This is a genomic window from Sphingosinicella rhizophila, from assembly GCF_032378825.1.
Lineage (GTDB): Bacteria > Pseudomonadota > Alphaproteobacteria > Sphingomonadales > Sphingomonadaceae > Allosphingosinicella > Allosphingosinicella rhizophila.
Genome location: NZ_JAVUPU010000006.1, coordinates 124,089 through 136,734, shown reverse-complemented (window position 1 = coordinate 136,734; position 12,646 = coordinate 124,089). Strand labels below are relative to the sequence as shown.

The window sequence follows — 12,646 nt, the reverse complement described above, 5'->3', positions numbered from 1 at the left end:
TTTCCTCCGATTTCAGGCAGCTGCGAGAAGCTCGAGCGGGCGGACCGGCGCGGACCGGTAGATGCCGTTCGCCTCGAGCAGCGCCGGCGTCTCATCGTTGATGTCGATCCGCAGCGCCCCCAGCATCTTGCCGTCGATCCGGCGGGGGAGCCCAAGCGGCCGGCAGCGCCAGCCGAAGGCGAGGATCTGCTGAAGCCAGCCCATTTCGGCGACGCCGGTATAGGTCTCGACGCCGTTCTCCAGGGCATAGCGGACGAGCCCGGAGACGAGGCAGTTGCGGGTCTCGAGCCGCGCGTCGGCGCTCTGTGCGCGATCGAGGCAGAAGCGGGTGATCTCGAGCGTCCCGGCGCCGCGCGGCACCGGTGCTGCGCAGAGCTCCGGAAATAAGGTGTCGAGGATGTGCGGGCGGATCGTCTTGAGGAGACGCGCCGATCCGGCATGGCGGCCGTCCTCCCCGGGCACGATCAGGTAGACGGCGTCTTCATCGTCGAACTGGTCGACCTCGTATCGGCCCTCGAGGACAGGCACGTTCCACTTCAGCAGGTCGACGAAGACGCGCTTGCGCGCCTCGAACATGCCGCGGAGCGCGGGGAGGTGGAGCGGAGCGGGAATGCCTTCAGCGACGGTGACCATGTCTTTCTCCTGGCGGATGACATGGTCGCAATCGGCCGAGCGGCGGGTCGGCCGCTATTCCCCAAAAAGGGAATAGTCAGCGCCGGAGAATGTCTGTGAAGCTGATCGACCCCTCGAACAACGCGTGGACCGCCAGCATTGTCCTCTTTCCCACTCCATAACGCTCGCGGGCCTGCTTGACATGGCGCGCCACCGTGTCCTGCTTTACGCCGAGAATCCGGCTGATCTCCCAGTCGGACTTGCCACGGCCGACCCACAGGACGCATTCGCGCTGGCGCTCGGTCAGCTTTGGCAATCGCCGGGCGGCCGGCGCGCGCACGCGCCACAGCCGGCGCGCCGCTTCGAAGCCGAAGGCGCCGATCAGTTGTGCCAGCGGCAGCTTGTCCTCGTGGATGGAAACGCCTGCAGGGCTGGCGAAGGAGCAGGAGCCTTGGGATTCGCCGGGGACATGGGCCGGCACGGTGAAGCCGTTGCTTATTCCTTTCCTCTCGGCCCGCTCCAGGATCGCATGATCGTCGGGAGTCAGCTCAATCAGGTTGGGGATGTCGGACCAGGCGAAGCCGACGCTGGTCAGGTGGCTCGCGCGGAACACGGGGTCGGAGACGCCCAGGCGGTTGTCGTCATAATAATCGGCCCAATCGTCGGGATAATCGTGCAGCCGGATGGCGGGCTGAGGCGACCGCCTGATATCGCCATGGTGCGACAGCGCGAAATAGGTGAAGCCCATCTCGCGGGTGACCTCCGCCAGCGCTTCGGCGAGGTCTTCCTCGTTCGAGATCTCCGCGAGATCCCTGAGAAAGCACTCCGCACGCTCGAACGTCTGCACGCCCTGCACACACCCGCCGGGGGAACGCTTCCAAGCCGTCTTGTCCCCGGCCAGTCCTCTATGCGCCTCCGCCCGGGTCTCAACCGGTGGCGGCGCGCTACGTACCGGAGGCCGTTATTACCTTCTTTTCGCCGCGTGCCAATGGTCGGCGCCGTCCAGCCTCCTGTTATTTCGCGATTATTTTGGAGGGGATGTTGATCCAGTATAATGAACATTTTGGGCAGAAGGAGCCGTCGCGGGCTCCCATCTGAACGGCGTCTATTGCCTTACTCCCGCCTCATCGATCAGTTCGAAGCGCAGGCCGCTCTCTGTTCTGATGACCGCGATCTCGCCGGAGTGCTCCAAGACGCGGTGCGGGAGCTCGGCTTCGATTATTTCGCGTTGCTCCACCATGCCAGCCTCTGTTCGTCGAGGCCCGAGCTCATCCGCATCGACACCTATCCATCGGGGTGGGAAAGGGAGCTCGAGGCGCGAGGCTTAATCGGCGCCGACCCTGTTCACCATGCGAGCGTGCGCACCAATATCGGCTTCGCCTGGTCCGAGCTGCCGAGCCTGGTGCCGATCGGGCGGCGTGCGCGAGAGGTGCTGGAGCGGAGCAGGCGCTTCGACATTAGCGATGGCTTCACCGTGCCGGTCAATGTGCCCGGGGAGCCTTGCGGATCATGCTCCTTCGCGGTCCGCATCGGCGCCGGGCTTCCGCTTGAGCGGCTCCTCTGCGCCGAGCAGATCGGGGCCCACGCCTTCCGCGCGGCGCGGCGGCTTCATGGCTATCCAGCGTCGGCACGCTGTCCGCACCTCAGCCGGCGGGAGCGCCAGTGCGTGCGCCTGCTCGCGGCCGGCAAAACGGACTGGGAGATTGCCGCAATCCTCGGCATCAGCGTGGAGACGGCTCATCAATATGTGAAAAGGGCGCGCGCCGCCTACGATGTCGTCAGCCGCGCGCAGCTGGTCGCCTGCGTGCTGCGCGACGCTCTGGTCAGCTTCGACGACGCAATCCCCCCGGCGAGATGAAGTCGTTCGAGAAGGCTCGCACGCCATGCGCGCATCGCGAACGGGCGATACACGACATGGCATGGAGCTTTGGATCGGGGCTTACTTGGTCAGCTGGAACCAGTTCGACGGCACGACCTCGATCACCTCGAGGAGGTCGACGCCGGGCGTCAGGCTCCGGGCCAGCTTGCGGCCGAGACCTTCGGCGGTGGTTTCGGAGCTGCGGACGATCCAGGACGAAGTGGCGGTATGCGCCTCGTCGTCGAAATGGCGCGAGCGGAGCACGGCCTTGAGCTTCTCCAGCCGGCCGACGAGATCGTCATAGCGCTCCTGGCTCGTGCCGTTGGCCGTGGTTTCGCTCTTGATCCGATAGGACACCTGGAAGGCCTTGCCGGCCTTGATGATCTCCAACTTCCTCATGTTCGATTTCCTTCATTCGAGCGCGCGGCGGGACTGCGGCGCGGAAACAAATTGGTTTCGCGCTGGAATTACCGTCGCGCAGGGCCGGACCGCATTATTCGCGTGGCACGGGTGATCGCATCGCTTGGGGCTCCGAAGGTCCGATATCCTGTGCCTGATGGCTCAATTCCCCCATATGGGTGAATGGTTTAGCCGCCGGACCGCCGCTTCACTCGGGTCATGCGCCCGGAGGATCGACAGGCAGCGGACTGGAGGGAGGCGGCGGCTTACGCGCCGCTGCTCGCGGCCGATCGATCCATCCTCGCCTGGGAATGGCTTCGGCGCGACCCCGGCTATCGCGCAGCTGCCGATCGGGCCCTGGGGCAGGAAACCCAAGCGGCGCAGGATAGCCGTACCGACGCGGGCGAATGGGGCCTCCACGCCTTTGAGCCTGCGGAAATTGCCGCGCCCGCCGCGCGGCCCGTGTGGCGGTCCGGCTTCCATCCCTACGTGCTGGAGGCGGATGCCCTGCCAACCGGTGATGCCCGTAACGCGTTCGAGTTGGCTCGCGTCGCGGGGATGTCAACGATCGTCGTGGAAAGCGGGCAGGAGCATCTGCTCGTCTCCGACGGCCTTCGCGCCGTCCGGCTCGACCTCCTCTCCGGAAGTGTCAGGCGAGGGCCGGTGCGCCTGCACTACCGGCTTGCCGGCCTTGCGAGCGCCGAGCGGCCGCTCCTCACGCTGAGGCGGCTGCTCGCCCTCTGGCGGGCGGGACGGTTCTCGGCCCAGCTTCATCCGGTGGAGGCGAGGGCGGCTCGCTTCGTGCTGATGCTCCGTGCGCATGATGCGCTCGCCGCCGGCGCGACGCAGCGGGAGATCGCCGCCGTATTGCTCAGCGGGGAGGCGGGCGAGGCGCGGTGGCGCGTGCGCGCGCCCACCGTCCGCTCGCAGGTGCAGCGGCTGGTGCGGAGCGCCCGCTTCATGGCCGCGGGCGGGTACCTGGCCCTGCTCGGAGGCGAGGATCCGCTTGCTGGCTTGGGGGGCGTGCCGGAGGCAATTCCGGCCGTCGATAAAACCAATCGCTAACGAGCAGGTTGTAAGGTGTCAGAAACTGGCCTATGTTTCTGACAGGAGGTGAGCCATGGAACATCTGTCCGAGAAGATCATGAAGCATGCGGCCGGCCTCCCCGAAGGCGCGCCGATCGTCGCCAAGGCGCTGCTCCATCTCGGCAGCCGGGCGGCGGTCGACCAGGCTTTGTCGCGCCTCGTCCGGCGCGGCGCGCTGCTGCGCGCCGGCCGCGGCCTCTATGTCCGCCCTGTCGAGACCCGCTTCGGGACCCGCGCGCCCGCCGCCGAGAAGGTGGTGAGCGCGCTTGCCCAGCAGTGCGGCGAGACGATGACGTCGAGCGGCGCTTCGGCCGCGAACGCCCTCGGCCTGACGCCGCAGGTGCCGTCGCGCACCGTCTATCTGACGTCGGGGCCGAGCCGGAAGCTGCGTCTCGGCCGCCAGACGGTCGAGCTCAAGCACGCGCCGCGCTGGCAGCTGGCGCTTCCTGGCCGCCCGGCGGGGGAGGCGGTGCGGGCGCTCGCCTGGCTTGGGCCCGCCAAGGCGGGGCCCGCGCTGCGTACGCTGAAGCGCAAGCTTCCCCGCTCAGCCTTCCAGGAGATGGCGTCGGTCAGCCAGCTTCTTCCGGCCTGGATGGTCAAGCCCGTGAGCGAAATCGCCGCTTATGGCCGATGACTGGCTGCGACTGACCGAGGAAGACCGCCGCGAGGTCCTGAACGTCGCCGCCTCGGCGTCCGGACGGCCGCCCCATCTCCTCGAGAAGGACGTGTGGGTCGTCTGGACGTTGAACGCCCTCTTCGGAGCGCCCATTGGGGAGCGGCTCGTGTTCAAGGGCGGCACATCGCTGTCGAAGGTCTATGGCGCGATCCGCCGCTTCTCCGAGGATATCGACCTCACCTACGACATCCGAAGGCTCGCTCCGGACCTGGTGGGCGAGACGGGCGATGCGCTCCCCGCCACGCGCAGCGAGGAGAAGAGGTGGAGCAGTGCCGTGCGGGCGCGGCTTCCCGCCTGGGTGAAGGCGGAAGCACTGCCGCTCGTCGCGCAGCGGCTCGAGGAGGACAAGGTTCCCGCCCGGGCGGTTGCCGAGAAGGACAAGATCTTCATCGAATATGAGGCGCTGACGAGCGGGTCCGGCTATGTCGCGCCGCGGGTGATGCTCGAGTTCGGCGCCCGCTCGACCGGCGAGCCGAGCGATCCGCATGAGGTTGGCTGCGATGCCGCGCCGTTCGTCGAGAGTGTCGTCTTCCCCACGGCCCGGCCGCGCGTGATGCGGGCGGAGCGGACCTTCTGGGAAAAGGCCACCGCCGTGCATGTCTTCTGCTCGGAAGGCCCGCTGCGCGGCGACCGCTTCGCCCGGCACTGGCACGATCTTGCGCGGCTGGACGAGGTGGGTTTCGCCGACAAGGCGCTCGCCGACCGCTCGCTCGCCGACGCGGTCGCGGCCCACAAGAGCTGGTTTTTCGCCGAGAAGGACGGTGACCGTCAGACCATCGACTATCGCGCCGCGGTCTCCGGCGGGCTGCGGCTGGTCCCGGACGGTGCGTCGCGGGACGCCCTCGCGGAAGATTATGCGAAGATGGTCGAGGACGGTCTGCTGCTGGACGAAGCGGAGCCGTTCGACGATCTGATGGCGAGGATGGAGGCCTTGCAGGATCGCGCCAATGCCGCGGCGGCCGCATCGGCGGACGAAAGCTGACGGTCGGGAAGGCGGGCAGAGATGGAAACGACCGAGAAGATCGTCGAGGCCTATGTCCGCTACATCAAGGGCTGGGCGACCATCCCGAACCTGCGCTGCGCCGGCCAGTACGAGATCGACCTTCTCGCCATCGATCCCGTCTCGCTCGATCGCTATCATATCGAGACCAGCGTCTCGGGCTCCCAGAATTTCTCGCGGCTGACGACCAAGGCGTTCGACCCCGAGCTGCTCAAGGAGAAGGTGCAGAAAGCGGGGCAGCGGCGGACGCTCGGCTTCTTCCTCGAACGCAAGTTCGGCGTGCCGGCGGTCAAGGCGGAGCTCGCCAAATATGGGTTCCTCGACGGCGAATATCGCAACGTGATCGTCACCTGGGACTGGACTCCCGAGGCAGCCGCCGAAGCGGAGAAGGCCGGTGTGGCGCTCTGGAGCTTCCAGGAGATCATGCGCGAGATCGCCGCGACGATCCGCCACAAGCGCAGCTACTTCACCGACGATACGCTGCGCACGATCAACCTGTTCGTGCGGGCGCTCGCCGCCGCCGAGGAGAAGGAAGAGCCTGCCGCCCTTGTCGAACCGCCGGCTTCGGCGGCCGGCGGCATCCAAGGGGGAGCTGCGCCTTTCTGGGTCTACCGCAACTGGATCCATCACCGTGCCAGGCTGCATCGGGCCGAGTGCGGCTATTGCCGCGCCGGCGCAGGCGCCCAGGGCGCGACCGGGAACCTGACGGGTGAATGGAAGCCGTTCGAGACGCTCGCCGAAGCCGAAGCCTTTCTGGCGGGTCTCGGCTATGAGGATGCCGGCTTGTGCGGGATTTGCCGCTGAGGCTCGACTTCCGGCGGCGCAGCTTCAACATCGAAAATCCCGACCTGCATTGAGCGCGGGCGCTCGCCCCTTATCTTAGGTGGCTATTGAAAGGGGAGGCGTCATGCCGAAGCCGTTCAACCTGCTTGCCGAGCTCGCGACGTTCGGCGTCGAGCGCCGGCTTTCGCTGCGCGACCCGGCGCTGAAGGAGGCGTTCGGCGCCCATGTCAGCTCGAGCGTCGATGAGGCGCTCGCGGACGATATCCTGCTCCATGGCAAGCGCACCGAAGCGATGTTTGAGGCGCTGCTCGTTGCCCTGGGCGAGTACAGGCTTCTGAAGACGGAGGATGGCGGCCGCGTCCATTCCGCGGAGGGGCTCAGGGTGCCGGATTTCCGGGTCGTGCTTGCGGATGGGGAGCAGTGGCTGATCGAGGTCAAGAATGTCTATGAGGCGGACCCGCTCAACCAGCGCCGGCTGCTGATGAAGAGGGACTATCGGCAGGCGCTCGAAGCTTATGCGGAAGCGACCGGCGCGAAGCTCAAGCTGGCGGTGTTCTGGGCACGCTGGTCGATGTGGACGCTCGTCTCGCCCGACCGCATGGTCGACGAGGGCGGCGACCTCGTTCTCGAGATGAACGAGGCGATGATCGCGAACGAGCTTGGTCGCCTCGGCGACCGCACCATCGGCACGCGGGCGCCGCTGCGGCTGCGCTTTACCGCCGATCCAAAGCGCACGAGCGCCGTCGGAGAGGACGGGCAGGTCACGATAACATTCAACGGGTGGCAGCTGCTGGGCGGGGAGGATGTGATCACCGATCCGGTCGAGAAGGAGATCGCCACGATCTTCATCGAGCATGGCGAATGGGAGTGCGACGGGCCTCTGGCGGTCCTCGAGGGCGAGCGGCTGACGGCCGTCGAGTTCCGGTGGGATCCGGCTGAGCCGACCGATCAGGGCTTCGAGTTCATCGGCAGCCTCAGCCGGATGTTCGCCCGATGCTATGCCGAGCAGACGGTGAAGGACCAGTCGATCGTGCAGCTGCGGGCGCCGTTGCGGCCCGGCTGGTTTGCGCCGCTCATCCGCACCGACCATGTCTCCGACGCTCTGCCGCTGTGGCGCTTCACGCTGCAGCCCACCTATCGCATCAGCGTGGGAGTCTGACGAGGTGGCGTCGATCGATCACTCGGACAGCGGCGCGAATGTGTTGCTCGCCAACCTGAAGCAGCCGGGCCGAACCCTCGTCTTCTGCGACGATACCGACATCGCGCCCCAGCCGGTGCCGTGGCTCCAGCCCAACCTGCGTATCCTCGTTGCCGTCGAGATGGACTCCGAAGCTTATGCCGCCGCGGCGGCCAAGCTGACGGCCCGGCTCGCGAGCCTCGGCATGCCGGAATTTCACGCCGCCGAGATCGCCAACCCGAAGGGCAAATCGCCGTGGAAGGCGCTTTCGCCGGAGGCCCGTGCTTCGGCTCTCCATTTCCTTGCCGGGGTCTTGAACGGCTCAGGCGCCCGCGTGCATCAGGCTCATGTACCGAAGGCGCAGTTCGCCACTCTGAAAGCTCAGGCTCAGCTCGTCGGCAAGGTCGGAGTGGGGGGGAGGATGCCCTCGCTTCAGGCTCAGCGTGCTCTGGGTGACCGGCACCTGCGGCACGTAGGTGTGGCCATAAGCGAACTGCCGCCCGAGTTGCTCGAGCATCAGCGCCGACTGCTCGCCGATACGTTCCGAAACCATGTCCCGCAGCTTTGCTTCGAGCGCCCGGAGGAACGCCTGGCGGTCCCACTGAACCACGGTTTCGGCCTTTCCATCCGCCTTGAGTTGCGAAAGCGCGGCGTCGATTTGGTCCGCTACTTTCTGGTTGCGGCTGTCTTGGTTGTGGATGACGACATAGGCGTCGGTCGTGAGCCCGGATTTTGCGAAACTGGCAATCGACTTCGCAAAGGACGCGAACTGATCGTCCTGGAGCCCCTCCGCCTTGAAGACTCCTTTGCACTGGATCACGACCTCAAGGCCGCCGTCATCCTTGAAGGCGACGAGGTCCGCGCCGGCGCTATCGTAAGTCGCCATCCCGCGCGGCTGCACGAGCGCGGGCCAGATCGCGCGGGCAATCGGGAGCACCGCACGCTCGAAGTCGCGCCCCGTCGCCGCTACCAGCTCTCCGCTCAGGCGCTTCCATGGACTTGTTCCCGGCACCCGGTTTGACTGCAGGATTCCAGCCGCCAAGTCCAACCGGGCGGGGAGAGCGGCTCCGAAACCACTAGGTGCTCGTCACTACGGGAATTAGGGGACCAGCGACCACTGCCGGTTCCCGACGCGGCTGCTAGAGCCGCGAAATCGTCCACGCGCATCCGCCTCAGTCCAAGCGGCTATATTGGGGATGGATTGGGGATGCCGGAGACCGGAGCTTAGGGAGAGCTCCTAAGTCATTGATTTCGCTGGTGACCCCTACGGGACTCGAACCCGTGTTTTCGCCGTGAGAGGGCGACGTCCTAGACCGCTAGACGAAGGGGCCATGGGGCCAGGCACCGGCGCATATGGGGGAGGGGGCCGCCCTGTCAAGGAAAGCTGGCGTTTCGCAGGAATCCAGGCGGTCGGCAGGATCTTGGGCCGCCGATCGACCCGTTCGGCTATCGTCATGGCGCGGGAAGCATGTTGAGGATGTTGACGCGGCCAGGCGAGGGGTAGAGGGAAGGCATTGTGAAGGCGTTATTTCCCCATAGTGCGACCACGCGCGACGTCACCGTCCGCGTGTCGGTGAGCTTCCTCCCCGAACAATCGGAGCCGGACAGGGGGCGCTGGTTCTGGGCCTATCATATCCGCATCGAAAATGACGGCGCGCGGCCGGTGCAGCTGATCAGCCGCGAATGGACGATCAGCGACGGCCGCGGCGGGCGTCACGAGGTGCAGGGGGAGGGCGTGGTCGGCGAACAGCCGGTGATCGATCCCGGCGGATCCTTCGACTATGTTTCGGGTTGTCCCCTGGCCACGCCGACCGGCTGGATGGAAGGCCTCTATCATATGGTCGGCGCGGACGGCGCCGCCTTCCCTGTTTCGATTCCGCGCTTCCCACTGGTCGCGCCCGCCGTCGCGAGTCCGGGCCCCGCCACCCGGCCGTCGAGATGAAGATGCCGGTCGCGGGCCAGATTGCAGGAGCCTGTTGATGCCGATGTCCGTTCTGATCGCTGGCCTGCTGGCCGCCGCGCAGGCCTCTCCTCCCGCCGAACCGGCGATTGTGGAGATCAGCTGCCCGATCGGGGGTGCCTCGTTCGACTATGTCCGCCCGGTCCCCGAGGCGGTGACAGGCCTGCGTCCCGACGGAAAGCCCTATAGCGGCGCCACATATCCGCCGGCGCTTCCGGAATGTCCGGACAATGGCCTCGTCCTCTACAAGGATTATGACGAGGCGGAGATCGCGAAGCTGAAGCCGGTGATCGAATCCGCCGATTACCAGGCGCAACGCGGCACCGACACGGCCTATTACCGGGCCTATCGGCTGATGCGCGTTCTTGGCGAGGCTCCGGACGATTATCTCTGGACGCTGCTGCAGGCGAGCTGGGAGGCCGACGACCGGCCCGAATTGCGCACCCGCTACCTGACCGAACTGGTCGAAGCCGCCGCCGAGGTTCCGGCGCGTCCGGAAGACTTGAACTGGATCGGCATGGAAGCACGGACGGTGAACGCATTGCGCGAGCTTGGGCGCTTCAACGAGGCCAGGGCAAGACTGGCCTCGCTTCCGCTCGCTTCGCTGGACGTCGCCGTGCCGGAAGCGGGGAAGGCGAGCGAAGCGGAGATCCGGTCCGCGCGCAGCCGCCGCAACTGGTCGATCTATTTCAAGCTCTTGGCCGGTGCGATCGACCGTTGGGATGCTTCCATGGAACCGCCCGACATGATCCCCCGCACCGTCGCGCTCGCCCGCTGCGCCGACAAGGATGCCGCGCGCGGCGATACGTGGCGCACCTTCTGCGACGCACAGGCGTCAGCCGCGCCGGCGGCGGAGCAGGCCGATCCCGGCAAGGAGATGGAGGTTCTGCGGCGCCCTCGGAAGGAAAGCGGCCGCTAAGGCATCGTGCCGAAGTGCGAGATCGGTCGTTCGCAATAGATGATGCGGCAGCAGATATTTCAAGGTCGCATCCCGCATGTAACGCCGCGCGCTTTGCGCAGTGGAAACGTCAGGCGTCGATCGATTCCTCGTCCACCTCTGCTGCGTGGCTCTGGATGAAGGCGAAGCGATGTTCGGGATTGCGGCCCATCAGCCGCTCGACGAGGTCGCGGACCTTGTGCTGTTCCTGATATTCCTCGGGCAAAGTGATCCTGATCATGGATCGCGTCTTCGGGTCCATCGTCGTTTCGCGCAATTGCTGCGGGTTCATCTCGCCCAGTCCCTTGAACCGGCTCACATCGACCTTCTTGTTCTTGAACAGGGCCGCTTCCAGTTCGCCGCGATGCGCGTCGTCCTTCGCATAAGCGACCGTGCCGCCGGCGGAGAGGCGGTAAAGCGGCGGCTGCGCGAGATATAGGCAGCCGCGGCGGACCAGTTCGGGCATTTCCCGGAAGAAGAAGGTCATCAGCAGGGTCGCGATATGGGCGCCATCCACGTCGGCATCGGTCATGATGACGATCCGCTCGTAACGCAGTGCGTCCGGATCGCAGCGGTCGCCGGTGCCGCAGCCGAGCGCCAGGGCCAGATCGGCGATTTCCTGATTGCCCCTGATCTTGTCGGCGCTGGCGGAGGCGACGTTCAAAATCTTGCCGCGGATCGGCAGGATCGCCTGGGTCTTGCGGTTGCGCGCCTGCTTGGCCGATCCGCCGGCGCTGTCGCCCTCGACGATGAACAATTCCGTGCCGGAAGGATCGTCGTTCGCGCAGTCGGTAAGCTTCCCCGGCAGGCGCAGCTTGCGCGGTGAGGTGGCGGTCTTGCGCTTGATCTCCCGCTCGGCGCGCCGCCGCAGCCGTTCGTCCATCCGGTCGAGCACGAAGGCGAGCAGGGCGCGGCCGCGTTCCATATTGTCGGCCAGGAAATGGTCGAAATGGTCCCGTATCGCCGTTTCGACCAGCCGCGCCGCGTCCGGGCTGGTCAGCCGGTCCTTGGTCTGGCTCTGGAATTGCGGTTCGCGGATGAAGACGGAAAGCTTGATTTCGGCGCCGGTGACGATGTCGTCCGCCTGAATATCCTTGGCTTTCTTGTGCCCGTTCAGCTCGGCGAAGGCGCGGATGCCGCGGGTCAGCGCCGCCCTGATGCCCTGCTCATGGGTGCCGCCGTCGGGCGTCGGGATGGTATTGCAATAATAAGAAGATCCGCCCTCGCTCCACAACGGCCAGGCGACCGCCCATTCGACCCTGCCTTGCGCGTTGGGAAAGTCCTGCTGGCCCGTGAAGAACTCCGCCGTCGCGCAATTGCGCTCGCCAATCTGTTCCTTGAGATGGTCGGCAAGGCCCCCCGGGAACTGGAACACCGCTTCCGCGGGCGTGTCGTCGGAAATCAGGCCGGGATCGCAACGCCAGCGTATCTCGACGCCGGCGAACAGATAGGCCTTGGATCGGGCGAGCCGATAGAGGCGGGCCGGCTTGAAGGCTGCATCGCTTCCGAAAATCTCGGTGTCCGGTACGAAGCTTGTGGTCGTGCCCCGCCGATTCTGGGTGGGACCGATCAGTTCCAGCTTGGACACCGGCTCGCCGCGCGAAAAGCTTTGCCGGTACAGTTCCTTGTTGCGCGCGACCTCGACCACGGTGCTGCTCGACAGGGCATTGACCACGCTGACGCCGACACCATGCAAGCCACCGCTGGTGGCATAGGCCTTGTTGGAAAATTTGCCGCCCGAATGCAGCATGGTCAGGATGACTTCCAGCGCTGACTTGCCCGGATATTTGGGATGCGGGTCGATCGGAATGCCGCGGCCATTGTCGCTGATGGTCAGGCGGTTTCCGGCCTCCAGCGTCATTTCGATCCGGGTGGCGAAGCCTGCGACAGCTTCGTCCATGCTGTTGTCGAGCACCTCGGCCGCAAGATGATGGAGCGCGCGTTCGTCGATACCACCGATATACATGCCGGGGCGGCGCCGGACCGGCTCCAGCCCTTCCAGCACTTCGATCGAATGAGCATCATATTCCTGGGTCGGCAGGGCGCCGGAAGCAAACAAATCGGACATTGCGAAGCTATAGGCGGGCCGGACTCCCGATGCCAAGGCACAAGCGCTCAATCGAAGCCGCGAGCCGAAGCGGGAAGGTCCATCAATCCT

At 66.1% G+C, this 12,646-nt stretch carries 14 protein-coding genes and 1 tRNA gene; 8 read left to right on the top strand and 7 right to left on the bottom strand.

Annotated features, from left to right (window positions below):
• Positions 1–12 precede the first annotated feature (12 nt).
• Positions 13–633: an acyl-homoserine-lactone synthase gene (locus RQX22_RS12995; RefSeq protein ID WP_315726968.1), complete on the bottom strand. Its 621-nt coding sequence runs from the start codon at positions 631–633 to the stop codon at positions 13–15.
• A 76-nt stretch (positions 634–709) separates the two neighbouring features.
• On the bottom strand, positions 710–1,468 hold the full coding sequence (locus RQX22_RS12990; protein WP_315726967.1) for a LuxR family transcriptional regulator: 759 nt from the start codon (positions 1,466–1,468) through the stop codon (positions 710–712).
• Between the two features lie 252 nt (positions 1,469–1,720).
• Between RQX22_RS12990 and RQX22_RS12985 the strand changes: the two genes are divergently transcribed.
• Positions 1,721–2,470 carry a LuxR family transcriptional regulator gene (locus RQX22_RS12985; protein ID WP_315726966.1) on the top strand — a complete coding sequence of 250 codons (750 nt, stop codon included), beginning with the start codon at positions 1,721–1,723 and terminating at the stop codon, positions 2,468–2,470.
• 81 nt (positions 2,471–2,551) lie between these two features.
• On the opposite strand, the gene RQX22_RS12980 is transcribed toward RQX22_RS12985, so the two are convergent.
• Entirely contained in the window at positions 2,552–2,869 is a 318-nt protein-coding gene (locus RQX22_RS12980) for a hypothetical protein (RefSeq protein WP_315726965.1), read from the bottom strand.
• A 219-nt stretch (positions 2,870–3,088) separates the two neighbouring features.
• Here RQX22_RS12980 and RQX22_RS12975 point away from each other — a divergent pair, with 219 nt between their 5' ends.
• The 5 genes from RQX22_RS12975 to RQX22_RS12955 all read left to right on the top strand — a co-directional run bounded on the left by RQX22_RS12975 (position 3,089) and on the right by RQX22_RS12955 (position 7,573).
• A complete protein-coding gene (locus RQX22_RS12975) occupies positions 3,089–3,934 on the top strand; it encodes a DNA -binding domain-containing protein (protein WP_315726964.1) in 846 nt (281 codons plus the stop codon).
• A 55-nt stretch (positions 3,935–3,989) separates the two neighbouring features.
• Complete coding sequence (locus RQX22_RS12970) at positions 3,990–4,589, top strand: DUF6088 family protein (RefSeq protein ID WP_315726963.1); 600 nt, start codon at positions 3,990–3,992, stop codon at positions 4,587–4,589.
• Positions 4,579–5,613 carry a nucleotidyl transferase AbiEii/AbiGii toxin family protein gene (locus RQX22_RS12965; protein WP_315726962.1) on the top strand — a complete coding sequence of 345 codons (1,035 nt, stop codon included), beginning with the start codon at positions 4,579–4,581 and terminating at the stop codon, positions 5,611–5,613. The genes RQX22_RS12970 and RQX22_RS12965 overlap by 11 nt, the downstream gene beginning before the upstream one ends.
• Positions 5,614–5,634: 21 nt before the next feature.
• A complete protein-coding gene (locus RQX22_RS12960; RefSeq protein WP_315726961.1) occupies positions 5,635–6,435 on the top strand; it encodes a hypothetical protein in 801 nt (266 codons plus the stop codon).
• 103 nt (positions 6,436–6,538) lie between these two features.
• On the top strand, positions 6,539–7,573 hold the full coding sequence (locus tag RQX22_RS12955; RefSeq protein WP_315726960.1) for a hypothetical protein: 1,035 nt from the start codon (positions 6,539–6,541) through the stop codon (positions 7,571–7,573).
• Here RQX22_RS12955 and RQX22_RS12950 read toward each other — a convergent pair.
• The 3 genes from RQX22_RS12950 to RQX22_RS12940 all read right to left on the bottom strand — a co-directional run bounded on the left by RQX22_RS12950 (position 7,557) and on the right by RQX22_RS12940 (position 8,922).
• Positions 7,557–7,811 (bottom strand): hypothetical protein, encoded by a 255-nt coding sequence (locus tag RQX22_RS12950; RefSeq protein WP_315726959.1) that lies wholly within the window; start codon positions 7,809–7,811, stop codon positions 7,557–7,559. The two genes, RQX22_RS12955 and RQX22_RS12950, sit on opposite strands and share 17 nt — an antisense overlap.
• A gap of 102 nt (positions 7,812–7,913) precedes the next feature.
• Positions 7,914–8,633, bottom strand: coding sequence for a hypothetical protein (locus RQX22_RS12945; RefSeq protein ID WP_315726958.1), 720 nt, complete (start codon positions 8,631–8,633; stop codon positions 7,914–7,916).
• 213 nt (positions 8,634–8,846) lie between these two features.
• Positions 8,847–8,922 (bottom strand) — tRNA-Glu (locus RQX22_RS12940).
• A gap of 185 nt (positions 8,923–9,107) precedes the next feature.
• On the opposite strand from RQX22_RS12940, the gene apaG reads away from it, so the two are divergent.
• Complete coding sequence (gene apaG, locus RQX22_RS12935; protein WP_315726957.1) at positions 9,108–9,533, top strand: Co2+/Mg2+ efflux protein ApaG; 426 nt, start codon at positions 9,108–9,110, stop codon at positions 9,531–9,533.
• A 37-nt stretch (positions 9,534–9,570) separates the two neighbouring features.
• The gene (locus tag RQX22_RS12930; protein ID WP_315726956.1) at positions 9,571–10,470 is read left to right on the top strand and encodes a hypothetical protein; all 900 of its coding nucleotides are present in this window, start codon (positions 9,571–9,573) and stop codon (positions 10,468–10,470) included.
• 109 nt (positions 10,471–10,579) lie between these two features.
• Here RQX22_RS12930 and parE read toward each other — a convergent pair whose 3' ends face one another.
• On the bottom strand, positions 10,580–12,556 hold the full coding sequence (gene parE, locus RQX22_RS12925) for a DNA topoisomerase IV subunit B (protein WP_315726955.1): 1,977 nt from the start codon (positions 12,554–12,556) through the stop codon (positions 10,580–10,582).
• Positions 12,557–12,646: the final 90 nt, after the last annotated feature.

Coding starts and splice junctions, on each gene's coding strand:
- RQX22_RS12960 (WP_315726961.1), top strand. CDS start 5,635: ATGGAAACGACCGAGAAGATCGTCGAGGCCTATGTCCGCTACATCAAG.
- RQX22_RS12930 (WP_315726956.1), top strand. CDS start 9,571: ATGCCGATGTCCGTTCTGATCGCTGGCCTGCTGGCCGCCGCGCAGGCC.
- RQX22_RS12955 (WP_315726960.1), top strand. CDS start 6,539: ATGCCGAAGCCGTTCAACCTGCTTGCCGAGCTCGCGACGTTCGGCGTC.
- parE (WP_315726955.1), bottom strand. CDS start 12,556: ATGTCCGATTTGTTTGCTTCCGGCGCCCTGCCGACCCAGGAATATGAT.
- RQX22_RS12995 (WP_315726968.1), bottom strand. CDS start 633: ATGGTCACCGTCGCTGAAGGCATTCCCGCTCCGCTCCACCTCCCCGCG.
- RQX22_RS12975 (WP_315726964.1), top strand. CDS start 3,089: ATGCGCCCGGAGGATCGACAGGCAGCGGACTGGAGGGAGGCGGCGGCT.
- RQX22_RS12970 (WP_315726963.1), top strand. CDS start 3,990: ATGGAACATCTGTCCGAGAAGATCATGAAGCATGCGGCCGGCCTCCCC.
- RQX22_RS12980 (WP_315726965.1), bottom strand. CDS start 2,869: ATGAGGAAGTTGGAGATCATCAAGGCCGGCAAGGCCTTCCAGGTGTCC.
- RQX22_RS12965 (WP_315726962.1), top strand. CDS start 4,579: ATGGCCGATGACTGGCTGCGACTGACCGAGGAAGACCGCCGCGAGGTC.